Annotated in this window: 22 protein-coding genes and 1 tRNA gene; 13 read left to right on the forward strand and 10 right to left on the reverse strand. The window is 61.3% G+C overall.

Annotation, left to right across the window (positions count from 1 at the left end):
• Positions 1-186, reverse strand: a 186-nt coding sequence (locus ACILSR_RS31350; RefSeq protein ID WP_395753769.1) for a hypothetical protein, incomplete at its 3' end; no start/stop codon positions are given.
• Between the two features lie 498 nt (positions 187-684).
• On the opposite strand from ACILSR_RS31350, the gene fxsT reads away from it, so the two are divergent.
• From fxsT to ACILSR_RS31365, 3 genes are all read left to right on the forward strand, one after another.
• Complete coding sequence (gene fxsT / locus ACILSR_RS31355) at positions 685-3,513, forward strand: FxSxx-COOH system tetratricopeptide repeat protein (protein WP_395753770.1); 2,829 nt, start codon at positions 685-687, stop codon at positions 3,511-3,513.
• A gap of 694 nt (positions 3,514-4,207) precedes the next feature.
• Positions 4,208-4,513: a hypothetical protein gene (locus ACILSR_RS31360; RefSeq protein WP_395753771.1), complete on the forward strand. Its 306-nt coding sequence runs from the start codon at positions 4,208-4,210 to the stop codon at positions 4,511-4,513.
• The gene (locus ACILSR_RS31365) at positions 4,510-4,917 is read left to right on the forward strand and encodes a hypothetical protein (RefSeq protein WP_395753772.1); all 408 of its coding nucleotides are present in this window, start codon (positions 4,510-4,512) and stop codon (positions 4,915-4,917) included. The genes ACILSR_RS31360 and ACILSR_RS31365 overlap by 4 nt, the downstream gene beginning before the upstream one ends.
• Before the next feature lie 78 nt (positions 4,918-4,995).
• Here ACILSR_RS31365 and ACILSR_RS31370 read toward each other — a convergent pair whose 3' ends face one another.
• The 4 genes from ACILSR_RS31370 to ACILSR_RS31385 form a co-directional block, all read right to left on the reverse strand.
• Positions 4,996-6,381: an adenylate/guanylate cyclase domain-containing protein gene (locus ACILSR_RS31370; protein ID WP_395753773.1), complete on the reverse strand. Its 1,386-nt coding sequence runs from the start codon at positions 6,379-6,381 to the stop codon at positions 4,996-4,998.
• 249 nt (positions 6,382-6,630) lie between these two features.
• A complete protein-coding gene (locus ACILSR_RS31375) occupies positions 6,631-8,418 on the reverse strand; it encodes a TIM barrel protein (RefSeq protein WP_395753774.1) in 1,788 nt (595 codons plus the stop codon).
• Between the two features lie 3 nt (positions 8,419-8,421).
• On the reverse strand, positions 8,422-10,050 hold the full coding sequence (locus ACILSR_RS31380; protein ID WP_395753775.1) for a hypothetical protein: 1,629 nt from the start codon (positions 10,048-10,050) through the stop codon (positions 8,422-8,424).
• Between the two features lie 140 nt (positions 10,051-10,190).
• Complete coding sequence (locus tag ACILSR_RS31385) at positions 10,191-10,544, reverse strand: hypothetical protein (RefSeq protein ID WP_395753776.1); 354 nt, start codon at positions 10,542-10,544, stop codon at positions 10,191-10,193.
• Positions 10,545-11,183: 639 nt separating this feature from the next.
• Here ACILSR_RS31385 and ACILSR_RS31390 point away from each other — a divergent pair.
• The gene (locus ACILSR_RS31390) at positions 11,184-12,761 is read left to right on the forward strand and encodes an MFS transporter (RefSeq protein WP_395753777.1); all 1,578 of its coding nucleotides are present in this window, start codon (positions 11,184-11,186) and stop codon (positions 12,759-12,761) included.
• Between the two features lie 541 nt (positions 12,762-13,302).
• Here the strand turns inward: ACILSR_RS31390 and ACILSR_RS31395 are convergent.
• On the reverse strand, positions 13,303-13,494 hold the full coding sequence (locus tag ACILSR_RS31395) for a hypothetical protein (RefSeq protein WP_395753778.1): 192 nt from the start codon (positions 13,492-13,494) through the stop codon (positions 13,303-13,305).
• Between the two features lie 234 nt (positions 13,495-13,728).
• On the reverse strand, positions 13,729-14,676 hold the full coding sequence (locus ACILSR_RS31400) for a restriction endonuclease (RefSeq protein ID WP_395753779.1): 948 nt from the start codon (positions 14,674-14,676) through the stop codon (positions 13,729-13,731).
• A gap of 222 nt (positions 14,677-14,898) precedes the next feature.
• On the opposite strand from ACILSR_RS31400, the gene ACILSR_RS31405 reads away from it, so the two are divergent.
• Genes ACILSR_RS31405 through ACILSR_RS31415 form a run of 3 tightly spaced genes read left to right on the forward strand, consistent with a single transcriptional unit; the run spans position 14,899 to position 20,517 of the window.
• A complete protein-coding gene (locus ACILSR_RS31405; RefSeq protein WP_395753780.1) occupies positions 14,899-17,379 on the forward strand; it encodes a DEAD/DEAH box helicase family protein in 2,481 nt (826 codons plus the stop codon).
• Entirely contained in the window at positions 17,376-18,503 is a 1,128-nt protein-coding gene (locus tag ACILSR_RS31410; protein ID WP_395753781.1) for a restriction endonuclease subunit S, read from the forward strand. Before ACILSR_RS31405 ends, ACILSR_RS31410 begins: the two co-directional genes overlap by 4 nt.
• Before the next feature lie 55 nt (positions 18,504-18,558).
• Positions 18,559-20,517, forward strand: a complete 1,959-nt coding sequence (locus ACILSR_RS31415) for an N-6 DNA methylase (RefSeq protein WP_395753782.1) — start codon at positions 18,559-18,561, stop codon at positions 20,515-20,517.
• Positions 20,518-20,557: 40 nt separating this feature from the next.
• Here the strand turns inward: ACILSR_RS31415 and ACILSR_RS31420 are convergent.
• From ACILSR_RS31420 to ACILSR_RS31430, 3 genes are all read right to left on the reverse strand, one after another.
• Positions 20,558-20,645, reverse strand: a tRNA-Arg gene (locus ACILSR_RS31420).
• Positions 20,646-20,760: 115 nt separating this feature from the next.
• Positions 20,761-21,042, reverse strand: coding sequence for a hypothetical protein (locus tag ACILSR_RS31425; RefSeq protein ID WP_395753783.1), 282 nt, complete (start codon positions 21,040-21,042; stop codon positions 20,761-20,763).
• Between the two features lie 596 nt (positions 21,043-21,638).
• Entirely contained in the window at positions 21,639-21,848 is a 210-nt protein-coding gene (locus ACILSR_RS31430) for a hypothetical protein (protein WP_395753784.1), read from the reverse strand.
• A 133-nt stretch (positions 21,849-21,981) separates the two neighbouring features.
• Between ACILSR_RS31430 and ACILSR_RS31435 the strand changes: the two genes are divergently transcribed.
• The 6 genes from ACILSR_RS31435 (at position 21,982) to ACILSR_RS31460 (ending at position 25,654) form a co-directional block, all read left to right on the forward strand.
• A complete protein-coding gene (locus tag ACILSR_RS31435) occupies positions 21,982-22,389 on the forward strand; it encodes a hypothetical protein (RefSeq protein WP_395753785.1) in 408 nt (135 codons plus the stop codon).
• A 271-nt stretch (positions 22,390-22,660) separates the two neighbouring features.
• The gene (locus ACILSR_RS31440; protein ID WP_395753786.1) at positions 22,661-22,894 is read left to right on the forward strand and encodes a hypothetical protein; all 234 of its coding nucleotides are present in this window, start codon (positions 22,661-22,663) and stop codon (positions 22,892-22,894) included.
• Positions 22,891-23,175, forward strand: coding sequence for a hypothetical protein (locus ACILSR_RS31445; protein WP_395753787.1), 285 nt, complete (start codon positions 22,891-22,893; stop codon positions 23,173-23,175). Before ACILSR_RS31440 ends, ACILSR_RS31445 begins: the two co-directional genes overlap by 4 nt.
• A gap of 333 nt (positions 23,176-23,508) precedes the next feature.
• Complete coding sequence (locus ACILSR_RS31450; protein ID WP_395753788.1) at positions 23,509-23,916, forward strand: hypothetical protein; 408 nt, start codon at positions 23,509-23,511, stop codon at positions 23,914-23,916.
• A gap of 177 nt (positions 23,917-24,093) precedes the next feature.
• On the forward strand, positions 24,094-24,540 hold the full coding sequence (locus tag ACILSR_RS31455; protein WP_395753789.1) for a hypothetical protein: 447 nt from the start codon (positions 24,094-24,096) through the stop codon (positions 24,538-24,540).
• Between the two features lie 226 nt (positions 24,541-24,766).
• Positions 24,767-25,654, forward strand: a complete 888-nt coding sequence (locus ACILSR_RS31460; protein ID WP_395753790.1) for a hypothetical protein — start codon at positions 24,767-24,769, stop codon at positions 25,652-25,654.
• Positions 25,655-25,836: the final 182 nt, after the last annotated feature.

Here is a 25,836-nt window from a genome sequence, read left to right on the forward strand (position 1 = left end):
ATAGATTTTCTCCGGGCTGCGCCAAAACCAGGCCTGGTCTGCGTGGGACCAGCGGTCCACGATGCCGCTTTCTACCATGAACTGGTAGTGGTGCCAGCGAGTGCGCAGCCAGAGAGCGGAGATGGAGAGCAGGAGCAGGAGCAGGATGAGGCCTGTGAGCAGCTGCAGGGCGCGCTTTTTTCTCATGGTAGTAGCGGTTTGTGATGAGCGCGAGGGGGAGTCGATGGCCATGAGTCGATTGGCCGCAAGAAACACAAACAAACGCAAAAAGCACTCCCCGCTTTTGCGTCTTCTTGTGTCTTTTTGCGGCCGCCTCAGCCACTCATGGACCATGCCTAATGCGATAACTTAAAGCGTCGGTGAAGGGCCGGTTTTGACTCTGGCAGGTATCACCGGCGCTTTGCCTGATCCAGCTGCGGTGCACCGGCGCTACCTAGCGGCTGGAACGTTGGCGGGGGCGAGGGTGAATGTGAACGAGAGGCCGAGAGGAAAGACGTTGGGTAGCAGGAGGTGGTAGTTCTCGGTTCTCGGTTCTCGGTGCGAGGTTCGAGGTCGATGGAGCCGTGTGGGGTGGGGTGGGCAGGCGCGAAAGGTGCCTGATCGGAAATCGGCATCGTTGGGCGGGAATTGTATGGCGAAAAATCGGCACCTTGCTTAGATGATGACTCCCCATTTCCTCTGCCCATGAGTCTCAAACGTTTTCGCATCGCGTTTTCTTTTGCTGGAGAGAAGCGGGAGTTTGTGAAGGAGGTGGCGGAGGTGCTGGCGGGGAGGTTTGGTGAAGCAGCGATCCTTTACGACAAGTATCATGAGGCGGAGTTTGCGAGGAATGACCTGAGCATCTATTTGCCGAAGTTGTACAACAAGGAGGCGGATCTGGTGGTCGTGGTCGTTTGCCCGCAATACGATGTGAAGGATTGGACGGGGCTGGAGTGGCTGGCGATTCATGATCTGCTCAAGCAACGCCGTCGCGAGGAGGTGCTGCTGAGCCGCTTTGAGCGTGCTGAGGTGGATGGGCTCTTCAGTGGTGCGGGCTTCATCGAGCTGGATGACAGAACGCCGGAGGAGTTTGCGAAGCTGATCCTGGAACGGCTGGCGCTGAATGAGGGCTTGGCGAAGAATCATTACACGAAGGCGGAGGCGGGCGGCTCCCCTGCCCCGGTTTTGCGGTCTGCGCCGATTCCTTCCAATCTGCCAGGGGGGTATATTGGGCAGTTGTTTCTGGGGCGGGAGGAGTTTTTGAAGGAGTTGCGGGAGTCGCTGATGAAGCAGACGCATGCGACGGCGATCACGCAGCAGCGGGCGGCGACGGGAATCGAGGGGCTGGGGGGGCTGGGGAAGACGCATGCGGCGGTGGAGTATGCGCACCGGCATCGCGCGGACTACTCGGCGCTGCTGTTTGTGGGCGGGGATTCGCCGCAGCGGCTGAATGCGGGCCTGGCGAATCTCTGCGAGGTGCTGGGGCTGAATGCGAAGGGCGATCTGCCGCCGGATGAGGCGCTGCGCGTGAGCACGGCGCTGCACTGGCTGGGCACGCATCGCGACTGGCTGCTCATTGTGGACAATGTGGATGATGAGGCGTCGGCCCAGGCGCTGACGGGGTATTTTGACCAGATGACCCGCGGGCATGTGCTGATCACCTCGCGCTTGAAGAGTTTTTCGGGTCAGGTGGACCCGCTGGATCTCGCGGAACTGCGTGAGGCGGATGCGGCGGAGCTGCTGCTGCGGCTCACTGAGAAGCGCCGCCGCAAAGCGGGTGATGATGCGGCGCAGGCGGGCACGCTCGCGGGCCTGCTGGAGGGGCTGCCGCTGGCGCTGCAACAGGCCGCCGGCTACATCAATGAACAGCGCCTGACTCTGGCACAATATCACGCTACCTACCAGGCGGAGGCGGCGACGCTGCTGGAGTGGTTTGATGGCTTGCGCATCCCCTACGAGCGCTCTGACAAGCTCGCGCCCAAGCCGGTGCTGATCACGTGGAAGGCGAGTTTTGAGCGGCTGGATGAGGAGGCGAAATTCTGGCTGCTGGTCTTCTCCCACTTCGCGCCGGAATCCATTCCGGAGTTTTTGTTGGAGGATGGGCCGGAGGCGGATGACGTGGAGAAAAAGATTCACCGCAATGCCTTCAAAGCCCTCGCCGAAGCCGAGAAAATCAGCCTGCTGACGCGCTACGATGAGCCGCCGCGCTTCAAGCTGCATCGGCTGGTGCAGGAGGTCACGCGGCTGAGCGCGAGTGAGGAGGAGCGGGGGAAGGCGATTGAGGCGGGGATTGGGCTGATTCATGCGTGCGATCCCGGTAATCCATTGGACGTGCGCAGTTGGAACCAATGGACTCCGCTGCAGCCGCATGCGCTGGCGCTGTGCCAGCATGCACGGGATGAGCCTCCGCCGCAGAGGCTGACGTGGCTGCTGGGACAATTGGACTGTCTGTTTGACGCCAAGGGGCTTCATGCCGAAGCCGAAAAACACTCCCGCCGTGCTCTGAAAATCGAAGAATCCAGCTTTGGCAAGGAGCATCCCACGGTCGCCGCCCGCCTCAACAACCTCGCGGCGTTGCTCCAGGCCACGAACCGGCTGGCGGAGGCGGAGCCGCTGATGCGCCGGGCCTTGCAGATCGATGAGGCCAGCATTGGCAAGGAGCATCCCGATGTCGCCCGCGACCTCAACAACCTCGCGTCGTTGCTCAAGGCCACTAACCGGCTGGCGGAGGCGGAGCCGCTGATGCGCCGGGCCTTGCAGATCGATGAGGCCAGCTTTGGCTCGGAGCATCCCAATGTTGCCATTGACCTCAACAACCTCGCGCAGTTGCTCCAGGCCACGAACAGGCTGGTGGAGGCGGAGCCGCTGATGCGGCGGGGCCTGAAGATTGAGGAGACCAGCAAAGGCCTGAACCACCCCCACGTTGCCATTCAGCTCAACAACCTCGCACAGTTGCTCCAGGCCACGAATCGGCTGGTTGAGGCGGAAATACTGCTTATTCGCGTCGTCAAAATTCTGGAACACAAGGGGGGGGAACCGTTGGCTAATTATTCGGCGGCGCTCAACAACCTCGCCTCTTTACTCTATGCCACGAACCGGCTGAAGGAGGCGGAGCCGTTGATGCGCCGCGCCTTGCAGATCGATGAGGCCAGCCTTGGCCCGGAACATCCCAAAGTTGCCATTGACCTCAACAACCTCGCGCAGTTGCTCCAGGACACGAACCGGCTGGCGGAGGCGGAGCCGCTGATGCGGCGGGCCTTGCAGATCGATGAGGCCAGCTTTGGCCCGGAACATCCCAATGTTGCCATCCGCCTCAACAACCTCGCGCAGTTGCTCAAGGCCACGAACCGGCTGGCGGAGGCGGAGCCGCTGATGCGGCGGGCTTTTGGCATCTTCGTGCGCAGCCTGGGGGTGGAGCATCCGAACTCGCAAAGGGTCGGTGGCAACTATATCGACCTGTTGCGGAAGATGGGGGTGGCGGAGGAGGAGATGGGGGAGAGGGTGAGGAGTGTACTGGCTGCTGAGGCGGAATGAGGCCGCAGGGGTGGTGATGAGGGAGCGGGGTGGGGTTTGGGGAGAGAGACTGGCATTTGGCGCATGCACCGCAAAGTGTGGACCAGACATCTGGCTCTACAACCGCCTTTGCACGGCCCGAGGCCACGAACCGGCTAGCAGGGGCGGAGCCGCTGATGTGGCGGGCCTTCGGCATCTTGGTGAGCGCAGGCTTCGCAAAGTACAAGCTCATGCTGAAGTTTTGATCTTGCGTGGGAGACTTCCTCGAACTGATCGCCGACACGCTGCTGCCGAGGGATTTTGAGGAGCTGGTGAAGCATGGGTTTGAGGCGTGAGGGTGAAGGTGGCAGCGATTGGGCTTCCTATTGAGGCTTGCGCAATAAGCTGACACGATCGGAATTCGCTTGAGGGGGATGATGCGGGGAGGCAGCGACTGCGTGGCGGAATGGCGAGGCAGACGCTGCTGGAGGGCGCGGTGTGTAAAGAAGCGCTGGGTTTGCTTTCCTGAAGGATGCACCACGTACCAGGGTAGCCTCGCCGAGGCTCGGCAACCCTTCGCTATGATACGGAAGGCCCTTGGCCTTCAAGGCAGAGGTGTCAGTCTATTGCGCAAGTCTCAATAAGCAGAGCAGAGCATCTGCATCGCCGCTGAGATGGGCCGTGCAGGCTATGGGCTTGACCTTTGGGTGCGGGGTCGATTAACTGTCCGGGCACCATGGACGCGCGCGAATTAAACAGGCAGCAGGATGAGCAGCTTTTGAAAACGGGCGTGGTGGACCGGGAGCTGTTCTTTGATCTTCACAATGCGCATGGCTACGATGCGGCATCGAGCGTGGGCTGGGCCAGGGGAAAGCTGGAGGTGCTGGCCGCACGTCTGCGCAGCGGTGCGGGGCTGAGGGTTTATGAGCCGACGTTGCAGGGGGAGGTGGAGATCGGGGCTGCGTCTGCGGTGGAGTTTTTCGCCTGGGTGCTGCGGCATTTCCCGCACACGCTGCCACTGCAAACGGAGGGGGCTGCATGAGGGCGCTGGGCCTCAGCATCGCTGCCGCGCTGATCGCGTGGCTGGGCTTCAGCGTCTGCAGGCAGGAGCCAATGGCGGCTGCGGAGCGGGCCACAGTGTACCTCGCGGACCGGTTTCATGGCCACACGGTGACCATCGAGGCAGATGATGCTCTCATTTTCACAGGCCGTGTCTCCAGCAATGATGCCATCCAATACGCCGCCACCATTCCGCTGCGTATTCACGCCCGCCATTTCACCCTGCGGATCAGAGCGGACGACTCGGACGACTACTCTGCCCGTGGCGAAAGTCCCGTCATTCTGGAGCAGAAGATCGACTGCGAAAAGGGCCCCTACCTGTGGATTGCACTGCGGGGTGACAAGCTGGTGCTCATTCAGTATGCCGACGAGCTGGAGTTTTATTGAGGGCGGCTGGAGCAGTGCTGCCCGGGTGGGAAGTGGCGCGAAGGAAGCGAGGATGGACGTGGGTGGGAGACCACGCCTTCAAGCCTCCAAAGCTCTCGCCGAGGGCTTGCGGCCGGTGGGGCGGTAGATTTTGATTTTGTAGGCGCGGCCGCGGACTTCGCGTTCGCCGATGCATTCGAAGTCGAAGGTGGTGCGGGCGTCGGCATTGACGTTTTCGCTGACGAGGACGGAACAGTTTTCCTGCTTGGTGAGGGATTCGAGGCGGGAGGCGGTGTTGACGATGTCGCCGATGGCGGTGAACTCGAAGTGGGTGTCTGTGCCGATGTTTCCGAGGGCGACGAAGCCGGTGTCGATGCCGATGCCGATTTCCACGGCCTTGAAGCTTTTCCAGGCTTCGGTCTGACGCACGAGGGGGAGGGCTTCGAGGATGGCGAGCGCGGTGCCGACGGCGTGCTCGGCGTGGTGCTCGTCGTCTTCGAGCGTGCCCCAGGAGGCCATGAAGCCGTCGCCGATGTATTTGTCGATGAAGCCGTGGTTGCTGTGGACGATGGGGACCATGATCTGGAGGAACTGATTGACGAGGTTCATGGCCTGCGCGGGCTCGAGATTGTCTGAGAGGGCGGTGAAGCCGCGGATGTCTACAAACATGACGGAGATGCGGCGCTTGCGGGCGATGACTTTGCCGTCCTTCAGGGCCTGCAGGTAGCCTTTGGTGCCGATGTATCCGGCGAGGGCGATGCCGAGGCGGAGATTGTTTTCGAGCTTCTTGTAGGGGCCGGCAAGTTTGTTGAGCTCGAAGCGGTAGAGAAGGGCGATGAGGCCCCAGAGGCCGAGGCAGCCGAGGGCGGTGGTTTTTTGCGAGGTGAAAATGGCGTCCTCCACTTTGCGGGCATCGATGTCCAGCCCGACGGCGCCGGCGATGCTGCCATCCGCGGCTTTGATGGGGGCGTGGGCGCTGAGCCAGCTGCCGTACTGGTCTTCGACGAAGGGTGGCTCGACTTCGGGCTTGTGGATGTCGATGAGCTGCTCCTGGCCGCGATGGAGGGACTTCATCACTTCGCCGATCTGGGAGCGGTTTTTGGCGGAGTGCTCGGTATCGACGACGAAGACGGCGAGGGTGGCGTCGTCCTCATGAGCGGCGAGAGTGTAGATGTAGTCCGGCGCCATCTCGGCCTCGATGGCGCGTTCTTTGATCTTCTGCAGGACCTCCATGATGGCGAGGTATTCGGCGCTGGCTGCGCTGCGGCTTTTGTAGGCTTTGACGTGATCCTCCGCAGACACCGAGGTGGCGGCGACGCTGGCGAGCAGCAGGGCCTTCTGCGAGATGCGTTCAATCACCATGCCGCGGATGAAACTGCACGCGGCAAGGGCGAAGAGCGCGATGAGGAGGAAGGAGAGGAGGAGAAAAACCCACCAGCGACGATCATACTCTTCGGTGAAGAGTTTTTTGGTTTCAGGAGACATTTTCTTTTAGGAGAAGAGAGTGCGCGGGTGGGAACGTGCAATGAGGAAGCGTCCATGCATGAAAGCATGGGTTCGGGAGGGGTGGGGCGGGGGGGAAGCAGGCCAGAGCGCCATGCGGGACGGAAATGGGGACGGTGCCCTGGCCTTCGCAGTCCACAGAGCGAAGATCGTCAATGGGGCAGCGCAAGAGGGATCACTCGGGCTTGCTCACCCCGGCGGTTGCAGGATCACGGATCATCGCACGCACCGTTAAAATTTGCGGGTGTGGAGGGTATATGTGCCCACGCCTTTCAAGGGGTGTGGGCCGTAGAGATCAATACCTTCTGTGCCGGGGGTGAGCACTTCGTAAAACTCCTGCGTCATGGCTCCGAGTGAGAGGCCGGTGCGCTTGGCATGGGGGACGGCTTTCTCAAGGTTTTTGACGAAGTCACAGGTGCGGCAGCCGACGACGACGTCTCTGCCGAAGGCTTCAAAGCGCAAGGGGCCGCCGGTGGGCACAAAGATTTCGCCCCAGTGCATGCCGACACGCATGGAGAGGGCATTCAGATTGAGATCTCCCTGGTTTTCTTCCTGAATGAATTGTTTAGCCGCCTGGGTGAGCGCCTGGCAGGTGCTGAAGGCGGAGTCGGCAGTGGCGCTGGCATCGTGCAAGAAGTGCTCGATGTCAAAGTGGGCGATGAGGCCGTCTCCGGTGAAAGACCAGGCGGAGCCTTTGCCGGCGTGAATGACATGGCACATTTTGCTGACGAGGCGCTCCAGCCGTTTGGCTCCTTTTTGGAGTTCTTTGTGCGATGAGGTGAGGCATTCGGTGGAGTTGGCGATGTCGAAGACAATGATGGCTCCTTTTGAAAGCTGCGCTTCATGCTGCTGCGACGGCTGCGTGGGTCCTGGGGTGGGCTCCGATGGAGGGCTGGGCGCGGCACCTGACGCAGAGTCTGGCATGGAGGCATGCTGAATCCAGCGGCGCAGTCTGCCGATGGCGCGGGCGGCTTCGTGGATGTCTGCGCAGGCTTCCATCTCTACGGCGATGACGTTTGAGAACTGGGGGCGGTGCTCGGTGCGCAGTTGGGTGAGCTCGATGGCGAGCTTCAGCCAGGGGGCGAAGTCGGTGTAGAAATGGTAGGTGCCGGGGGTGAGGTCTGAGGCGTGGGAGCGGGTATGGTCTGAGATGTGCATGTGCCCAATGCGGTCTTTGACGGCCTGGGTCTGGACGAGGGCGAGCTGCACATCCGCACCGCTGCTGCGAGAGTCTCCCTCGGTGAGCATCATGTGTGCGACATCGATGTTCAGGAACACCTGGTCGGCGACTTGTTTATTTTGCTGGGTGATCTCGGCGTGGAGTTCGGTGAATGCTTTAACGTCTTTGAGCAGGAAGCAGAGTCCAGGCTCGATCTCCATGCAGATTTTCGGCCGGTTCTGGGCCTGGTCGAGCGGGCCGAGCAGGTCGGTGGCATCATTGCCAGCAAAGACCTCCACGAGGCTCTGCACGAGGGTGGTGCGACGGCTCTGGATGGCGGCCTCGGGGCTTTGCGGGCTTTCTTCAGGCTCCGGGAGGGCGGTGCCGCCGACGATCTCGACGCTATGGCAGCCGAGCTTCATGGCGAGGTAGAGGCTGTTGCGCACGGCTTTGATGGAGCGTGTGCGGCGGTCCCTGCCATTGGGAGCGGCGTCCGGGGTGGTGATGGAGGGCCAGTAGGTGGCCAGAGCGGTGAAGCGGGGGCGGGGGCCGATGAGCCTGCCCTTGTACCCGTCTGCGAGGTACTGAGTCAGGGCATCGGCGATTTTGTCGAGCTGTCCGCGGGTGAGTTCGGCGGCGAATTCAAGGGGCGATTCCCGGAGGAGTCTGGGCATGCCGGCGACTCTGGCATACCAGGCGATGTCTGCGGGGTGAAGAAAGTAGAGGTCATGCAGGAGGATCTGCTGTTCAAGGGCGTGCTTGAGCGCAGGCAGGTCATTGTCTTCCGGCCACTGTTTCCAGGGGGGGACGAACCAGGAGCTGATGAGGCTGACCTGAGGGAGGGTGGAAACGGTGGTCATGAGTCAGCTGTTGAGTTGCATGGGCACCCAGGTGCCGCTTTTGAAATTCCAGTGCAGGACTCCGCTCTGCTGTACACCGCTGGTGGTGCCGGGCGGCTGCCAGAAGCTGGCATTGCTCCAGATGAGCACGGGCGGGGGGACGGCAGGGGCTTCATTGGAGCGCATGCCGTGGTTTTCCTGCGGGTGCCAGACTTCGATGACCCAGAAGCAGTCACAGGAGGGGAAGATGGCCCTGATGAGCGGGGGCATGTCCGGGCGGTTGTGCAGTTCTTCACGCCCGAGGAAGCGTGAGACGTAGCGCCAGTCGGTCTCGTGCTTTTCCCATTTGCCCTTCCACTCTGGGCAGAGGTCAGCCTCGGTGTAATACTCCAGGAGCAGGGCCCTGCCGGGGGTTGGCTGGGTGGCGAGGCTGAACATGTAATGCCGCGCAAAGTCGCGCACCACTTGCAGGTCCACCTTCAGCGCGCTGTGGCCGATGACGAGGAAATTGATGCCGGGCTTCTGGTCTTTTTCGTCGATGGTGGGGACATTGGTGGACTCCCATGCGGCGTTGAGGAGGACATCGGCCGGGGTTTGAAAGAAGGGGCCTTTGGCCACATCATGGCCGATGAATTCTCCGGGGAGCTCGGCGTGGTCTTCGCGGTTTTCCCAGTGTGGGTAGGGGCTGAGCCGGGTGTGGCAGTGCATGAGGCGCATGCCGAAGACGAGCTGGGCGTGGGGGAGGTCTGCTCCGGATTCGGTCAGCAGGCGGTGATTGACCATGAGAACGACGGGGAGTCCATTGGCGAGCACGTCGGTGAGGCAGCGCCAGGCATCGGCAATGGCGGTTTTTTTGTCTCCGCGGCCCTCAGCGGTAAAATGGGCGATGAAGCCGCCCACAGAGCATTCCTCCATGACATTGAGGGCTTCGAGGAGCTGCGCGCCGCCTTCCTGCCCCGCAGGCCCATTCACTTCGCCGACGTATTTGAGCAGGGGCCAATGGGGATCGAGGGGATGGTCTTTTTTGTGCTTGCCACAGCGAAGCTGCCAGACGTGGGCGTCAAACTCGCGCTGACTGATAGGCCTGCAGCCGAAGCGGCTCATCACGAGGTGGAGCGCCTGGCTGATGGCGAGGTGCATGCAGGTGGAGGAGCGCTGCTCGCGGCGCCGCGGCGCCATGTAAACGGCGCTTTTAAATGGGAGGACTCCCATGCGCGCGGAGGAGGCGGTGGTCATGATGAGGTGATAGCGCGGCCCTTGCATCTGTGAGGGGCTGGCGACCTCGGCCTCGACGACGTAGCCATCGTCTGGGTCCTGTGCGGTGAGGGAATCTTCGGGACGGAGGGCCACAAAGCCGAGGTACCTGCCCGCACGGTCTTCGAGGGTGCTCTTGGTGGCGGTGCCGTCGGTGCCGGTGCTTTCACTGGAGGCTGTCCTGTCACGCACATGTTTTTCGAACACGTGCACGCGCACAGCGAAGCGGCTGGGCTCGACCATGCCGGACTGTGTGGAGACATACTCATCCCGCCAGGAGGCGCTGGGGGCGAAGTGGCGCTGACCGAAGGTGACCTGGGTGCGGAAGGCGCTTTCAAACAGATGGGTGATCTCCCCAACGACCTTTGCGTGGGAAACGGCACCATAATACTCTTCCAAGGTAGTACCCTCAGGGTACCTAGGCTCCCCTACTTCCGGGGTGGGGTGGTGTAAATAACACTTGTAGGGGTCTGAGTGAGAATAAAGCTCCATTTCACTGCTATCGAAGCAATGTGGGAGGCCTAACGCAAGACTTTAGTTCAGGCGCGGGATTCGCTGCGGAAAATACTGCGCGGGGTGGCCGCGATATTGGGCAACTGTGCGATTTCCTCGTTCTTGCGCTCCTCGGCGCGTCCCCGCACCAGCGTGGGATTGCCCCCTTCCTGCAGCGGCGGGAACAAGGCGGACTCAAAGGAAGCAACGTTTTCCGGCCTGCCTTTGCTGACGACTTCCCTGAGCCATTGCAGCAGTTTCTGGAGATCTTCAGGGATGTCGCTGGAGCACAGCACCATTCCCATGGTTCTTTTGACACTCAGGCTGGTGCCCTTGGCCCAGTCGCTCACCCCTTTTTCAAAGCCTTCCCATGCGCCGGAAATAACAACTTCTGGATTCATAGTGTGAAGTAGGATACAACAAAAAGGGCCTAGGATACGACAAAATCCAAAGGCTTAGTTATTTTTTTATAGAAATTATCAAGCCCTGTTGGGTCGCGAGATTAATGCCACCGCAAGGGCTGTCAAGGCGTTTCTGAGTTGCCTGCTTGTGGCGTGGAGCGCCTCTTTTCATCGAGGATTGGGACGCATCGTCTAGGTAGATATTCATAAGAATGATTTATTTTGAGTGACCCGCCATTCTTTTTTAGACGACGCTAAAAATAACATATGCCCGCCCTCAGCGCCTCTTCGTGAAGCTTCAGCACCTTTAAGAGAAGCTTTATTGCATGAGGGCCGAGCGTGGAGGTGTGAGGAGAGGCCACGCGAGTGACACACACGACCTGTCAGAATGCGGGGCGGAGAACGCAGAACTCGGTGACTTGCCAGTTTTGCGGAGGGCCTCTTCATGCCATTTATTTCGCAACCTGCGCTCAATCGCGCGCCCCGAACCTTCCATCGGGTGATCCCTCATGGGGAAATTCCGTCCAGAGACTGGCGCAGTCGGGAGGAGAAAGCGCTGTGGCCGTCTCGCGGTGTCCCCCGCCATTTCACCGCCCAAGATGCTTGACCGGGTGGCATAAAAGCTGTTCCGCTGTTCTTATGCCTGATTCTCCTTCTGCTGATGCCGATGCTGCTGCTCCGTCTTCGTTTTTGCAGACTGCCCTGCGGGGCGGGGTGCTGGCGGGGTTTTGTGTGCTGGTGGGGTGGCTGGCGATGAAGAAGCTGGCGCTGGGGGCGGTGGCGGGCGGGGTGATCGGGGGGGCGACGTTTGGGATCGGGCTGTATGCGATGGCGAACCTGCGGGGGGCGCCGGCGGGGCTGTGGGTGACGTTTGGCCTGAAGCTGCTGAGCGTGACGTGCTACAAGATCCTGATGGTGGTGATGGTGAGCTACCTGAGCAAGGACTGCGGCATGGACACGGCGACGGCGCAGTATGCGTATGCGGCGTTTGGGCTGATGATGTCTGGCTGCACGCTGCTGGCGGGGTCGATCACGGATGCGATCGGGCTGAGGCGGACGCTGACGATCGGGGTGTCGCTGGCGGTGCTGGCGCGGGTGATCATGATCTCGGCTTCGAATCCGTGGGTGGCGCTGGTGGCGGGGCTGGTGCCGGTGGCGGTGGGGGAGGCGCTGTGCACGCCGGTGCTGGTGGCGGCGACGCGGAAATTTAGCACGGCGGAGCAGCGCAGTGTGGCGTTCTCCGTTTTCTATGCGCTGCTGAACCTGGGCTTTCTGGCGGCTTACTTCATCTTTGATGGGGTGAAAAATCTGTCTGCCAATGGGATGACGATTCATACGTGGGTGGGCGACCACAGTGTGCAGCGGGTGCTGTTTGCGGTGAGCGCGGGGATCGAGGTGGTGATGCTGCCGGTGCTGCTGCTGCTGCGTGAACGTGAGGCGCCGGGCGAGGAGCCGAATGCGGTGGCGCGGAAGATGACGGTGGGCGGGGCGGTGAAGGAGTCGGCGCGTTTGTTTGGGATGCTGCTGAAGCATCCGGGATTTCACCGGCTGCTGATGTTTTTGGCGGTGATCGGGCTGCTGAAAATTGTGTTCAGCATCATGGACGGGGTGCTGCCGACTTTCCTGGAGCGTGAGCTGGGGGCGGAGGGCGGTGCGCGGGCGGGCCGTGCGAACGCGGTGAACAGTGTGCTGATTTTGATCCTAGCGCCGGTGGCGGGAATCCTGACGCGGAAGATGCCGGCGTATCCGATGGTGATCTTCGGGGGTTTTATCACGGCGCTGTCGTTTGTGTTTCTGGCGCTGCCGCCGGCGGTGTTTCAGGGGCTGGCGGACGGGCCGGTGGGGCAGGCGGTGATCCGGGGGTATTTTGCGTGGGAGGGCACGGCGCATCCGCTGTTTCTGATGGTGGTGCTGTGGCAGGTGGTGTTCTCGATCGGGGAGGCGTTTTATTCGCCGCGTGTGTATGAGTATGCGGTGTCCATCGCGCCGAAGGGGCAGGAGGCGAGCTACGCGGCGCTCTCGGCGGTGCCGCTGATCTTGGGCAAGATCACGACGGGCGCGGTGTTTGCGGAGCTGCTGGAGCGCTACTGCCCGGAGCACGGCGCGCGAGATACGGCGACGATGTGGAGCATCGTGGGCGGCCTGGTGCTGATGGCGCCGCTGCTGCTGCTGGTGCTGAGGCCGTTCATCCGGATGAAGGAGGAGGGGAAGGAGTGAATTATGAAGGATGAATTATGAATTATGAAGGATGAAGGCGGGGCTGGATGCTGGATGGCTCGCGCGAGGGCGGGTCTGATTCAGATATCCGTGCTAATCCGTGTGATCCGTGGTCTGAAATTCCGGAGGGGTGGAACCACGGATGGCAGGACCGGCGACGGGCCGCAAAAAACACAAGACAAACGCAAAAAAGAACCTCTGATTTTTGCGTCTTCTGCGCCTTTTTGCGGCTGCTTCATTCACGCTTGGTTCATTCCACTTATCTTTGGCTGCCCAAGCTCTTAACCGGCGACAGGACGCTGAGCAGACGCTGATCAAGGCAATTCCAAATGCCGCAATGATCTACCACAAACCACCAGGAACGGATATCCACCGCCCCTCCTCTACGCGTCCTCCGGGAACCACCGCCAACCATGGCAAACCACTGCCAACCACGGCAAACCACTGCCAACCACGGCAAACCACTGCCAACGACGGCAAACCACTGCCAACAACGGCAAACTTTCCCCTTCCCTCGATTCCGCTGCCCTGCCCTTTCACACTACGCCGCGGGCCGCACCACAAAGGCTTCCACCACCTGCCAGCTCTGCGGCCCGGCATAGACGACCTGGCCTTCGATGTCTGACGCATCCATGAGCCGCACCTCCACCGCGCGATACTGCGGTGCCAGCGGATGCTGATCTCCCACATCAGGATGGGATTTAAGGACGAGTGGCTCAAAGGAGGGTTTCATAGGCAGAGGGGGCAAATGGGTCGCGAAGTGGGCTTAGGCTGATCTTTTAACGCAGCCCAGAGGCCAGTCACGCTAAACCTTTGCTTATTTGGTGGTAGGGTTTGGATGAGGGCGGCTGCCCCCTGCGATTCCGAGGATACGCCGCCGTTTACGATGGGCAGTTGCCGCCCTAGTTGTCCAGTTGCGCCGCAACTGGAGTCCGAACAACGCCCTTGCGGCGCAACGGGACAATTCTCACGCGTCCTCAAAGTAATCCGAGTCCACCCGCTTGATGGCGATGGTGCGCACGGTGGAAACGCCGATGCCGTGCTCGATCATGAGCTCGGCGAGACGCTGGCCGTCGATGAGGATGATTTTGTGCTGGACGGTGCGGGCGTAGGTGACGGCGTTGGAGTTGAAGTCACTGGTGGTGATGAAGACGCCTTTGCTGGCGTGCTTGCCTGCGAGGGCGCCGACGAAGTTCTGGATCTGCTCCCGCCCAATGGTGGACTGCCAGCGCTTGGCCTGAACGTAGATGACGTCCAGCCCGAGGCGGTCCTGGTGGATGATGCCATCGATTCCTTCGTCATTGGATTTCTGGGTGACTTTAGCGGCTTCGGCGCGGGAACCGCCGTAGCCCATGGCGACGAGGAGATCGAGCACGAGATGCTCAAACTTGTAGGCGTCCATGCGCGCCATAAGGTCGAGAAGCTCGGTCACGAGCGTTTGATCGAGCCGGGCATGGGCCTGCTCGATCTGGTCCGTGGGAGTAAGCGTGCTGGCAGCGGCGGTGACGGCAGGTGCATTGTGAAGATCTGCTGTGGGGAGGTTGTCGTCCTCAGCCGTGCGGGGCCGGGCCTCGATCACTTTTTCACGGAAGCTGGGATAGGTGGCGAGGAAGTCGTTGTCGATGGTGGCAGGGTTGGAACCCAGAACGCGGCGGCCTTCATCGGTGATGCGCAGATGGGCGCGACGGGGCTTCTCCACCAAGCCGGCCTGCTGCATGTACCATCCTGCCCAGCCGCAGCGGTTGTGGATGTAGGTCTGCGAGCCGCTGGGCAGGCGCTCCTGGCGCTCTGCCTCGGTCAGGTTCAGGGCTTCGGCCACACGCTGGGAGCAGTCGCGCTGGTGCAGCTCTTCATTGGCGGCACCGAGCACGCGCAGCAGTGGCAGCATGATTTCCTGGTAGGTAGGGATGGGCATTTTGAGTGGCTGGTGGCAGGATTTAGAGCGTTTCAGTGCCTTGCAAAGGATGCTGAACCATTGACCGGCGTATTCCTAGCTGTCAATTCTGCACCTCTGCATTCAGCGCGGTGTTCCACACCAGCCTCGGCAGATGAGCACTGAGTAAAGGGCCGGAAAAACTTTCAGTAGCAGCAGCCTCCGCATTCTCTAAGAATCAACCGCCGCTACACCCAACCCACGATGCCTCTCAACGAAGCTGAAACTCGCTATGAGCTGATCGACCCCGTACTCCGGGAGAAGGGCTACAGGCGGCCTTACATCAAGCTTGAGACAAAGGCTCCCGTGGAGCCGGTGGGCTTCAAAGGACGGCGTCGGCCCGGCCAAGGGCGCACGGACTACCTGCTATGTGTGGAAGTCCCGGATGGCAAGGCTCCCCTTCCTGTGGGCATCTTGGAGGCCAAGAGCGAAGACAAAGACCCGCTTCAGGGCATGCAGCAGGCAAAAGGCTATGCCGAATGCGAGCGCTTTGATGCCAAATACATCTTCTCCACCAACGGCCACCTCTACGCCAAATTCAACAAGTTCACCGGCCTGCAAACCGGCCCTTTCCCTCTGGCGGATTTTCCTGACCTCAAGCGCCTGACGGACTGCTACCACGAGCACACCGGCATCAAGCTGGACGCCCCCTCCTCCGCGCTGCTCTTCCAGCCGGACAGTCCCGCATATCCAGAGAGCCGCTACTATCAGGATGCAGCCATCCGCGCTGCGTTTGAAAAGATTCTGCAATGCGAAGCGAAGGGAGAGGCACCTCGAGTGCTGCTCTCCCTGGCCACGGGGGCTGGGAAAACGATCATCGCTGCCAATCTGCTGTGGAGGCTGCATGAGGCCGGGCGGCTGCCCAAGCCAGCGCTGTTTGTCTGTGACCGCGATGAACTGCGCGAGCAGGCCTACCTTAAGCTGAAGGCCGTCTTTGGCGACAGCGCCCGCATTGTGAAGACGGTGCACGGCGAAAACGCCGCCCAAAACGCCCGCGTGCATGTGGCCACCTATCAGACATTGGGGCTGGACGATGGAGAGAACGACTTTGCCAGCTTCCTCACCGAGCACTACGGCACGGATGCCTTCAGCGTCATCATCATCGACGAGTGCCACCGCTCTGCCTGGGGCCGCTGGTCGGAGGTGCTGAAGCGGAATGCGAAGGCCATCCACATCGGCCTCACGGCCACGCCGCGCCAGCTCCGGGAGAGCAAGAATGTGGAGCGCAAAGCACTCCCTGCCACGGAAGGTCTGGCACCGCCGGAAAAAGCCACCGCAGCCTCCCCCGGCCAGATCACGGAGGACGATGTCGCTATCACGGCCAACAATCACCGCTATTTCGGCGAGCCCGTGTATGAATACACGCTCATCGAGGCGCAGCACGACGGCTACCTCGCTGCATGCGAGATCCTGAAACGCAAGGCCACCATCGATTCCCGCGTGTTCACCAAGGCGGAGGTGCTCGCCGCAAATCCGGTGAACATCAAGACCGGCGTGCCGCTGACGGCGGATGACCTGACCAAGGACAGCTACACCGGCAAGGACTTTGACGATGAGCTTTTCATCGACATGCGCACCCCCGCCATGTGCCAGGACCTCTTCAGCCTCCTGTGTGAAAACGGCGGACCGGAGCAGAAGGTCATCATCTTCTGCACGCGCGAGATCCATGCAGACCGGGTGGCCATGCACATGAACAACCTGTATGTGCACTGGTGCCAGAAGAACGGGCGCGAGATCAAAGACGACTACGCCTTCAAGTGCATGGGCGGGCCGAACAACGGCGCAGACAAGATCGAGATCATGCGCGGGTCCGGAGAGCGCGCCTTCATCGCCTGCACGGTGGATCTGCTGGAGGCAGGGGTGGACATTGAGCGGCTGAATGCCGTGGTGTTCTTCCGCTACCTGCAGTCCGCCATCAAATTCTACCAGATGGTGGGGCGCGGCACGCGCATCCATGAGGAGACGCAGAAGTACAAGTTCTGGCTGTATGACTACACTGGCGTGACGGACCTCTTCGGCACGGACTTCATCACCGATCCCCCGCGGCCACGCTCCGGCGGTGGTGGCGGGGATGATGGCGGTGGTGGTGGCTCTGACGGGGGCGGTGGTGGCGGTCCTGTGCCTGTGGGAGAAATGACAGGCCGCACGCAGATCATTGCGGACGGGCGCTTCATCCTGGGCAGGCGTGACGGGCAGGACGTCCGCATCCCCATCGACGAGTACCGGCGGGAGATGATCCAGCGCGTGGTGAGTGAGGCGCATCAGCTTGACGACTTCCGTCAGCTCTGGATTGAATCACAGAAGCGCAGGAAGCTCATCGACCACCTGCTTGGAGAGCACCTGGACCCCGAGGTGCTGCGCGACATCGAAAAGATGAACGACTACGACCTTTACGACCTCTTTGCCCACCATGGCTACCACGCCCGTGCCCTGAAACGACCGGAGCGGAACATCGTGTACCTGGAGGACAATCAATCCTGGTTTGAAGCCATGGATAAGCAGGCCGCCGCTGTGCTCAAGCGCATCGGCAACCAGTTTGCGCTGGATGGCACGCAGGCGCTGGAAACCGCCGCGCTGTGGGAAGTGCCTGAGATCAAGGATGCAGGCGGTTTGGAGGCGCTGATGAAGATCGGCAAGCCAGCACAGGTCATGATGGAGGCGAAACAAAGGCTTTTTGCAGCATGAAGACCTTATGCCTTGGGGACATTGCAACCTTCATCTCGAAAGGCACGACCCCTGATGCCTCCGGGCTTGTTGCACGCGGCATTCCATTTCTGAGGAGTGAAGAGGTCTCTGGCTATTCGGTAAATGCAGAATCAGCCCAACTTCATATCAAGCCAGAAACCCACGAGTCACTTAGAAGGTCCGTTATTCTTCAAAACGACCTGCTGGTAACAATTGCTGGCGCAAGACTCGGGAGGGCCGCTGTCTATGAATCACCAGCCGAAGCCAATTGCAATCAAGCGGTGGCAATCATCCGTCTTCCCTTGGATAGAATCGATCCAATGTGGGTTTGCTTACTCTTGCTATCTCCAAAATACCAAAAGCAGATCAGCGACTTCACCGCTGGAGGAGCAATCCCAAATGTGAGTTTGGGTCAACTAAAATCCATCGAGATACCAGACCTTCCGATTTATACGCAGCACTCGGTTGCTGATAAGCTCAAACAAAGACTTAGTCGTTTACGAGAGGCCATGGAATCGACGCGCAACCAGTTGGCTGAATTGGATGCTCTAGCAACCAAGTTGGTAAACCAATTCGAGGGCTCGACTTCAACAACCATTGGCAACGTCTTGATCGAAGTAACGGCTGGCGTTGGCAAATTATGGAAGACATTTCCCGTCCTTGGAGCCACTCGCAATGGGCTCGCCCCTGCTCGCGAACAGCCGGGCAAGCTCGCCGCACGATACAAGCCCGTCGATGCCGGCACGGTGTTTTACAATCCCATGCGTATCCTGATCGGCTCGATCGCGTTCGTTGATGATGACGATGAGCCTGGAATAACCAGTCCTGACTATGTCGTCTTGAAAGGCAAACCCGGCTTGGTTGATTCCCGCTGGTTTTACTACTGGTTGCGTTCGCCCATGGGGGAGCGCTGTATCCAGTCCCTAGCGCGCGGGGCAGTACGTGAGCGTATGCTTTTCAACCGGCTGGCTGAAGGAGAATTCGAACTCCCCGAGTATGACGTCCAGGTGAAAGCCTCCAAGGCGCTGGCACGGATCAAACCCATGCGGCGAGCCATCCAAAATCAGCTCAAGGAGCTGGAACTTCTGCCGCAGAAGCTGCTGGCCCAAGTTTTTGACGCCTAAGCAGTGCCGGAACTTGCCTTCCGGTGCCTCCCTTCCCCATCCCATTTTGCCATCTATGCCCCGTCCTAAAAAAGCCAGCGCCCGCCCGGCCCCGCAGAAGAAAACGCCAAAGGTGAAAGTGCCGAAATCCATCGGTGGCACACGCTCGCTAACTTCCTTTGTGAAGTCGATCTGCGACATCCTGCGGCGGTCCAACTGCGCCAGTGCGATGCAGTATGTGCCGGAGTTGACGTGGGTGCTGTTTCTCCGCATCCTGGATCAGCAGGAGAAGAAGGAGCAGGAGCAGGCGGAGGCGGTGGGAGGGAGATTTGCCCCGGCGCTGAAGAGCCCCTACCGCTGGCAGGACTGGGCGACCCCGTATGCCAAGGATGCGGAGGCGCTGAAAACGCACCCTCGCACGGATGATGGCAGGCCCTGCGGCTGGAAGCGGCAGGAGCTGTTTGAGAAGGGGGATGGAAAACTCTTTGAGTTCATCAACACCGAGCTGCTGCCGCACCTGCATGCGCTGGACATTGACCCGGCCACGAAGCTACCGAACCCGGATGCCAAGCCAAAACAGCGGGTAATTGGCCGCATCATGACGGCGGTGGAAAGGGTGCGAGTGGACAATGAAACGAACTTCCGCGACGTGCTGGACAAGATGGACCAGATCAGCGTCGACCATGTGGATGACACGCACTTTTTCACGCTGTCCCAGGTGTATGAGGACCTGCTGCTGAAGATGGGCGAGAAGAACTCGGATGGCGGGCAGTTTTTCACGCCGCGGGAGGTCATCCGCGCCATGGTGCACACGGCGCAGCCTGAGCTGGGGAAGACGGTGTATGACCCCTGCTGCGGTACGGGCGGCTTTCTGGCGATCGCGTACGAGCACATCGCACGGGAGATGGGCCGTGCGCCTGCGAGCACGGACATCGACCGGCTGAAGCATCAAACCTTCTTTGGCCGGGAGAAGGACAACATCGCCTTTCCCATCGCGCTGGCAAACTTGGTGCTGCACGGCATCGACCAGCCGAACCTCTGGCATGGCAACACGCTGACCAAGCAGGCGAACTACAGTGCACTGTACGCCACGGCACCGAAGACGTTTGATTTCATCCTGACGAACCCACCCTTTGGCGGGAAGGAGGGAATCTCCGCGCAGAAGAACTACGCCTTTCCCACCGGCAGCACGCAGGTCCTCTTTGTGCAGGACATCCTGGGAGAGCTGGCGGAGGGCGGCACCTGCGCCATCGTGCTGGATGACGGCTTTCTCTTCCGCAAGGACGAGGACGCATTCGTGAACACGAAGCGCAAGATGCTGGATGAGTGCGCGCTGTGGGCGGTTGTAAGCCTGCCCGGTGGCGTCTTTGTGGGCGCGGGCGCGGCGGTGAAGACGAACCTGCTGTTTTTCACCAAGGGGAAGAAGACGGAGAAGATCTGGTACTATGACCTGACGCACGTGAAGGTGGGCAAGAAGTCGCCGATGACGCTGGCGCACTTCGGCTTTGGCAAGAATGGCGAGGTGCTGGAGGAAGCTGATCTGCCGGCGGTGCTGACGGAACCCTGGAAGGAAGATGAAAACAGCACGGGAGAATTTCCCAGCTATGCCCGCCTGCTGCCGCTGCGCGGCACTTCGGAAGCGGAGAGCCGCTACTCCTGGACCATCGACTTTGCCGACCGCCGCCGCGTGGCCCGCGAGGAAGCGCAGCCGCATAAAGATGAAGCTGCCCGCCGCAGGGCAGCAGCGGTGGAGGTGAAGGAGAAACTGAAGGCACTGAAGGCTGCAAGCCCCAAGTCTGAGAAGGCCCAGGAACTGGGAGCGGAAATTGCCGAACATGAGAAAGCTGCCCGCGAAGCCCAGGGGAAGGCGGAAGCCATCGAGGCTGCCGTTTATGACCTCAAAGCGGTGAACCCTAACGCCGTGGTGAAGGTGGATACACGAACGGCTGCTGAAGTGATCCAGAGCATCGAGGAGCAAGGAAAGATCGTCGCAGATGCCCTGGCAGCCCTGCGCGGCATGCTGGCCGAAGATTAAAAAAAATGGGGCTCTGTGGTGGAATTCCCACAGAGCCCCGAAATCGAGAGGGATTCGAACCCTCGGAACCTTTTCACAGGTTCGGACGTTTCGTAGACGTCTGCCTTCGACCACTAGGCTATCGAACTGTAACTAATACGGCACACGAGGCCGAATGTTTCAGCGACATTGACTTTTTCGCAAAGAAAGTGGTGGAGACGTAGCATTACCTGCTGGCAACAACCTCACCCCCCGCCCCGCCCTCTACAACATCTTCCAGTCCACTTTGGCGGCCTGGGCGGCGGTCATGCCGTGTTTTTTGAGGACGCGGGCGAGGAGGCGGGCGTCGAGGTCGTCTTGTTCGGCGGGGGGGAGCTGGGCCCACTGGCGGGTGACGCCGTGGCGGCTGCGGCAGAGGCAGTCGTAACGGGCCAGGGCTTCCACCAGGGCGGTGGCGCTGCCGTAGCCTAATTCCTTGGCCCTGAGTTCAAGAGCATCGGCCAGGGCGTGGCTGAGGCGGAAGGTTTTGGTGCGGGTGGCGGGCATAAGATTTATTCACACATCCGTGTAATACAGGCACAGAGTTGCATGCAGTGGAATTTGGCAACAAATTGTTCGCATGAACATCTCTTTTATTGAATCGGGCCACAGGATCGTGGCGGGGCTTTCTTCTGAGGCTGGCTGCGCGGCGGGCCGGGAATCTGGCGTGCGCGGGGTGGTGCAGGTGGGGCGTTTGGGGCTTGCGGCTGGGGCGATGCCTCGGAGGGATCGTGCGGGGGCGCTGGAGGACTCGACGCGGTGTTTGAGGTCTACTTGGGCGGGTTCCGAGTGCTGCGATGCCAAAGCGGGCTTTTACAGAGTTTTTGACCACGGATTGCACGGATTGACACGGATGCCTGAGGCTGAGGGGCAGAGTTCCCCGGTGCTTTTCAGGGACGGGCTGAAAATTTATCGCGGTGGAATGAGGTCATCCATTACCAGACGTGGGACCTGGATGGTCCCTCTCCTGGGGGGCTTGCGGCACGGTTTCCGGCAGAAGGGGAATCTTCTTGCTCCCTCTGTGCGTGTGGGGGTGCGCGGTGGGAGGAAGGCGGGGCTGGGGACGGCTGCTGCAATGAGCGCGGCGGCGGGCGTGGCGGGGGTTACTTTTTCTTGGCGGGTTTTGCCGCTTTGCGGGCCTTCCTGGGGCTTTGTGTGAGGGCTTCGGCCAGGGCTGCATCGAACAGGGCGCGGATGTATTCGGCCTTGTTGGGGTAGCCTTTCTGCGCGGCGATCCGGGCGAGCGCTTCGTCCTTCTCCTCGCTGATGTAGGCGCCGGCGAGCTTGGTTCCGCTTTGTCGTTGGTTGGGCATGAGGAATCTGAGGGTGAAAGGGGGTGATTAACACCAAGAATCACCCATACCATAATTAAAGCAAGAAAATTATTTTGACGGGTGGTTATCACCCTGGCACATTGGGTGATTAACACCCGCAGCACGCAACAGCATGAAACTAGCAGGAGCATACATCCATGATGAGAAGTACGAGAGGCTGGTGGCCCTCGCGGAGTCAAACAACCGGACGCTGGCGGGCCAGTGCCGGCATCTGTTTGACAGGGCGCTGAGCGGCGAGCTGCAGGTGCCGCCACACGGGGCGCAAGAGGCGCAGGAGTCCGGATCTGGACTGCTGCTGGCAGATGGGCAGGCGCTGAACGGCGCGGCTGCGCTGGTGGCAAATCAGGACGCGATAAACGGGGTGCCGCCAGGTGCGCACTCAGCGGCGGGCGGGGCGGATGCGCCTCCTATTTCCCTGGCGGCGCTGCAAAAGCCCGGGCTGCCACGCAGGCGTGCCCGGACGCTGCGCCCTGCGGCCAAAAAACGGACCCCAACGGTGATGAAGGAGGGTGTGCTGTGAAGGCGGCGGCTGCGGGAGACACCCTGCGCAAGCGCGCGCATCGCGTGCCGGGCGCAAGGCGCGTCGCGGCACGGGCTGCGGTTGTGCCAGGGCGCTGCACAGATGAGGCGGGGGCCGACGGCGGTGCAGCGGCTGCAACAGGCAGCGGCGCGGGCCCTGCGGGACACGAGTGGCGGTCTGCGGCACGCCGGGGGCGGTCGATGTGGGCTTTTTCCTCAGACGCCGCGGCTTATTCATCCTCATTTAAAACCACAAACAACCATAAAATGCTATGAAACACACACTGGCTGAACTTTTGACGAAATCTGCCCGTTCGCTGCCGCCGCAGAGGCCGGGGCGTTCGGCCTTCCGGCTGCTGCTGCCGCTCTTTCTGGAGATGGCGGAGCGCGGGCACACGGCATCGAGCATGGCGGACTTTTTGGTGCAGGAAAAGGAGATAGCGCCGGAGAGGCGGGTCTCTGCGTGCCGCAGCATTCGCAACCTTCTGGCGCGTCACAGCGCATGATGACGACGACGACGATGACGATGATCATGAACACCTGCGCCTGCAGTTTGATCGCCCTGCTGGGAGCCGCGATCCTGGCGCTGGGACTGCGCGCCTGGCGGAACCACCGGGAGATCCGCCGCCTGCAGCGCAACGGTTCCCGCAGGCTGGCCTTCCGCCGCAACTGGCAGCGCGGCTGCGCGGACGAGGACTTCCTGCGCGCGATGGCGGAGCTGTGCCTCATCATTCTCCTCCTGGCGTCCGTCGTCAGCTGGCTGGCCCTCCACAGCCCCGGCCACTAGCGCCGTTTTCTGCAATACCATGTCCTGCTTTTTTCTACCATTTTGTGCCTAAGATAGACGCGCTGAAACGGCGGTGCGACGGGCACTCCTGCCTGTCGGTCAGCGCTCTCGACACCTCCCCGGCCAGCGAGCGTCCTCACACCCAGACGAAGGCCAAAACCGAGAACAGCGAACCGAGAACAGCGAACCGAGAACAGCGAACCGAGAACAGCGAACCGAGAACAGCGAACCGAGAACAGCGAACCGAGAACAGCGAACCGAGAACAAACCTGCCCCCCTTCCCTTTTTTGCCACGCAATCCACCCAAGAACCGAACAAACAACACTGAACACCATGAATACCTACGACATCGACGTCCTCCTCCGTGTGATCAAGCCGGAGGGGCATGGCAGCAATCCGCTGGCGACGGAGCTGCACAAGCTGGCCTGCGCGCTGCAGGAGCAAACCGACAAGGTGCATGCCGCGCTGGACGCGGTGCGCAATCCGCAGTTCAAGGGCGATGTGGTGGGCGAGCTGGTGGCGTGGCCGGGGCATTTCCCGCTGGAGCTGGATCACTCGGGCGATTTTTTGAACGACATCTTCGTGCGCGGCCAGTCCGTGTCAGAGCACCTGGCCGCCGGACTGTGGGAGGAGGCGGAGGGTTACGTACAGGAGCGCTACGAGCCGGAGCTGAGCCCGGGCACGCGGAGGACGATCGCGAGAATGGATGCGGCGGATCTGCGGAGTGCGCGGGCGGCGTGAGGGGGCGGGCAGACAGTCAGAGCATGAGACGATCAGACCATGAGACAATCAGACCATGAGACCATGAGAAGCTCCTCCATGAGACGACAGCATACTTTCCGACTCTCCCCGTCTGATTGTCTCCCCGTCTGATTGTCTCCCTATCTGACCGCCTCCCATCCCCTCCCCCCTTCCCCGATGCGACCGCCTTCTGAAAATCACCCACCGCCGCATGAGCCTGCGCCGCCTAGGGCTGTGCCGGGTGATCCCCCGAGGCGTGCGGAGCCTCCTGCGCCGGCACCTTTGCCTTTGCCTGCGCCTGCGGAGCCGCCGCAGCGGCCGGAGTACCGGGCTTCTGCGCCGGTGTGGCATGGTATTACATGGCAGGATGTGCCGGGGCATGATGAGCAGACGCAAAAGCTGAACTTCTCCCTGCTGCGCCGCGGCATGCTGAAGGGCCACACCAAGTGCCTGACGCTGGAGGGCGAGGCGCTGAAGGCGGAGCTGCAGAAGCTGAGCGCCCGAAACCGCAGCAACAGTCGCAAGGGCAGCCTGCGCAGGCGCGGCGTGGTGCAGCCTCCGCGCTTTCCGCTGCCGCCGCCGCGGTTTCCGAATCCGCCGCCACGATCTCCTTATCCATCATGAGCATGGGTGCTGCCCGACCACCCGGCCTTCTTCAATCTTCCTCCTACTCTTACTCTTACTCTTACTCCTCCTCCCTTCTCCGGATGCCGATCCGAGGGAGGAAGAGGAGGAGTAGGAGGAAGATGCCGGAGTGCGGCGGTGCTGCTGATACTGCCTACCACTTTCCATTATTTAATACCTGTTTGTGTAATTCCACGACCACCCCAAACCACCTGGAGAATCTCTCATGAGCGACCACCCAAATCCCACGACCACACCGACGACGCGAGACGCGCCTGCCTTTGACTTTTACCCGGAGCGCTGGCTGGTGGGCGTGGCGGGGATGAGCGATGCGGAGCAGCTCTCCTACCTGCGCCTGCTCTGCCACCAGTGGCTGCTGGGAGACGCGGGCCTGCCGGCGGATGCGCCTGCGCTGAAACGCCTGGCGGGCAAAGGGGTGACGGAGGCTGTGCTGGCCAAGGTGCCGCTGCATGCGGATGGCCGCCGGCGCAATGCGCGGCTGGAGATCATCCGCGAGGAGCAGCGCGAGCGCATCGCCCGAAAGAGCGAGCAACGACGTGCGGCGGCGAACAAACGCTGGCATTCTGCGCCGGGCGCCGGAGTGGCGGTGGCGGATGGCGTGCGTGTGGCTGCGCCGAATGGCGGCAGTGGTGGGGAGAGGGCTGGGCAGGGCATGCGACCGCATTGCGGGAGCAGCTGCGGGGACGATGCGGAGGGTGAGTGGTCGCAATGCGGCGGCGCATGCGGGACTCATGCGGCAGGCATGCCCACCACTCACCACCCACCACCCACCTACCACCTCATACCAGAAGCCATCCATCCGCCTGCGGGTGCGGCTGCGCAGCGGGTGCGGCCCACGCTGGAGCAGGCCCGCGCCATCGCGCCGGAGATCGGCCTCACGCCGGATCAGGCGGAGTCCTGGTGGCTGGCCCGCGAGGCGAGCCAGTGGCTTCGCAGCAGCAACGGCGCCCTGATGCCCGTGGGCGAGAACTGGCGCGCCGATGCGAAGACCTTCACCCAAAACGCCCTGCAACGCCGGCCGCAGCCTCGTGCGGGCACGCGCGAGCCTGCGAGACGGAGTGATACGGCGAATGCGCCGGGGAGGTATGCGTGAGGCGAGGCGAGGCGAGGAGGGAAACATTTATGATTTATGATTTACGATTTATGATTTTTGATTTGGCCAGCATGAGGTGGAGCGCGGTGCGGGGGCTTGGTGTGCGCGGGTGTTTTCGACGCGACAGGATCGAAGGCGGATGGGTTTCCACGCACGCTGCGTCGCAGAGCTCTGGCGAACTT

It is taken from the genome of Prosthecobacter sp. (genome assembly GCF_044222565.1).
Taxonomy (GTDB): Bacteria; Verrucomicrobiota; Verrucomicrobiia; order Verrucomicrobiales; family Verrucomicrobiaceae; genus Prosthecobacter.

Excerpts from the sequence above, each read along its gene's own strand:
- fxsT (WP_395753770.1), top strand. The coding sequence starts at position 685 with ATGAGTCTCAAACGTTTTCGCATCGCGTTTTCTTTTGCTGGAGAGAAG.
- ACILSR_RS31360 (WP_395753771.1), top strand. The coding sequence starts at position 4,208 with ATGGACGCGCGCGAATTAAACAGGCAGCAGGATGAGCAGCTTTTGAAA.
- ACILSR_RS31365 (WP_395753772.1), top strand. The coding sequence starts at position 4,510 with ATGAGGGCGCTGGGCCTCAGCATCGCTGCCGCGCTGATCGCGTGGCTG.
- ACILSR_RS31370 (WP_395753773.1), bottom strand. The coding sequence starts at position 6,381 with ATGTCTCCTGAAACCAAAAAACTCTTCACCGAAGAGTATGATCGTCGC.
- ACILSR_RS31375 (WP_395753774.1), bottom strand. The coding sequence starts at position 8,418 with ATGACCACCGTTTCCACCCTCCCTCAGGTCAGCCTCATCAGCTCCTGG.
- ACILSR_RS31385 (WP_395753776.1), bottom strand. The coding sequence starts at position 10,544 with ATGAATCCAGAAGTTGTTATTTCCGGCGCATGGGAAGGCTTTGAAAAA.
- ACILSR_RS31390 (WP_395753777.1), top strand. The coding sequence starts at position 11,184 with ATGCCTGATTCTCCTTCTGCTGATGCCGATGCTGCTGCTCCGTCTTCG.
- ACILSR_RS31395 (WP_395753778.1), bottom strand. The coding sequence starts at position 13,494 with ATGAAACCCTCCTTTGAGCCACTCGTCCTTAAATCCCATCCTGATGTG.
- ACILSR_RS31400 (WP_395753779.1), bottom strand. The coding sequence starts at position 14,676 with ATGCCCATCCCTACCTACCAGGAAATCATGCTGCCACTGCTGCGCGTG.
- ACILSR_RS31405 (WP_395753780.1), top strand. The coding sequence starts at position 14,899 with ATGCCTCTCAACGAAGCTGAAACTCGCTATGAGCTGATCGACCCCGTA.
- ACILSR_RS31410 (WP_395753781.1), top strand. The coding sequence starts at position 17,376 with ATGAAGACCTTATGCCTTGGGGACATTGCAACCTTCATCTCGAAAGGC.
- ACILSR_RS31415 (WP_395753782.1), top strand. The coding sequence starts at position 18,559 with ATGCCCCGTCCTAAAAAAGCCAGCGCCCGCCCGGCCCCGCAGAAGAAA.
- ACILSR_RS31425 (WP_395753783.1), bottom strand. The coding sequence starts at position 21,042 with ATGCCCGCCACCCGCACCAAAACCTTCCGCCTCAGCCACGCCCTGGCC.
- ACILSR_RS31430 (WP_395753784.1), bottom strand. The coding sequence starts at position 21,848 with ATGCCCAACCAACGACAAAGCGGAACCAAGCTCGCCGGCGCCTACATC.
- ACILSR_RS31435 (WP_395753785.1), top strand. The coding sequence starts at position 21,982 with ATGAAACTAGCAGGAGCATACATCCATGATGAGAAGTACGAGAGGCTG.
- ACILSR_RS31440 (WP_395753786.1), top strand. The coding sequence starts at position 22,661 with ATGAAACACACACTGGCTGAACTTTTGACGAAATCTGCCCGTTCGCTG.
- ACILSR_RS31445 (WP_395753787.1), top strand. The coding sequence starts at position 22,891 with ATGATGACGACGACGACGATGACGATGATCATGAACACCTGCGCCTGC.
- ACILSR_RS31450 (WP_395753788.1), top strand. The coding sequence starts at position 23,509 with ATGAATACCTACGACATCGACGTCCTCCTCCGTGTGATCAAGCCGGAG.
- ACILSR_RS31455 (WP_395753789.1), top strand. The coding sequence starts at position 24,094 with ATGCGACCGCCTTCTGAAAATCACCCACCGCCGCATGAGCCTGCGCCG.
- ACILSR_RS31460 (WP_395753790.1), top strand. The coding sequence starts at position 24,767 with ATGAGCGACCACCCAAATCCCACGACCACACCGACGACGCGAGACGCG.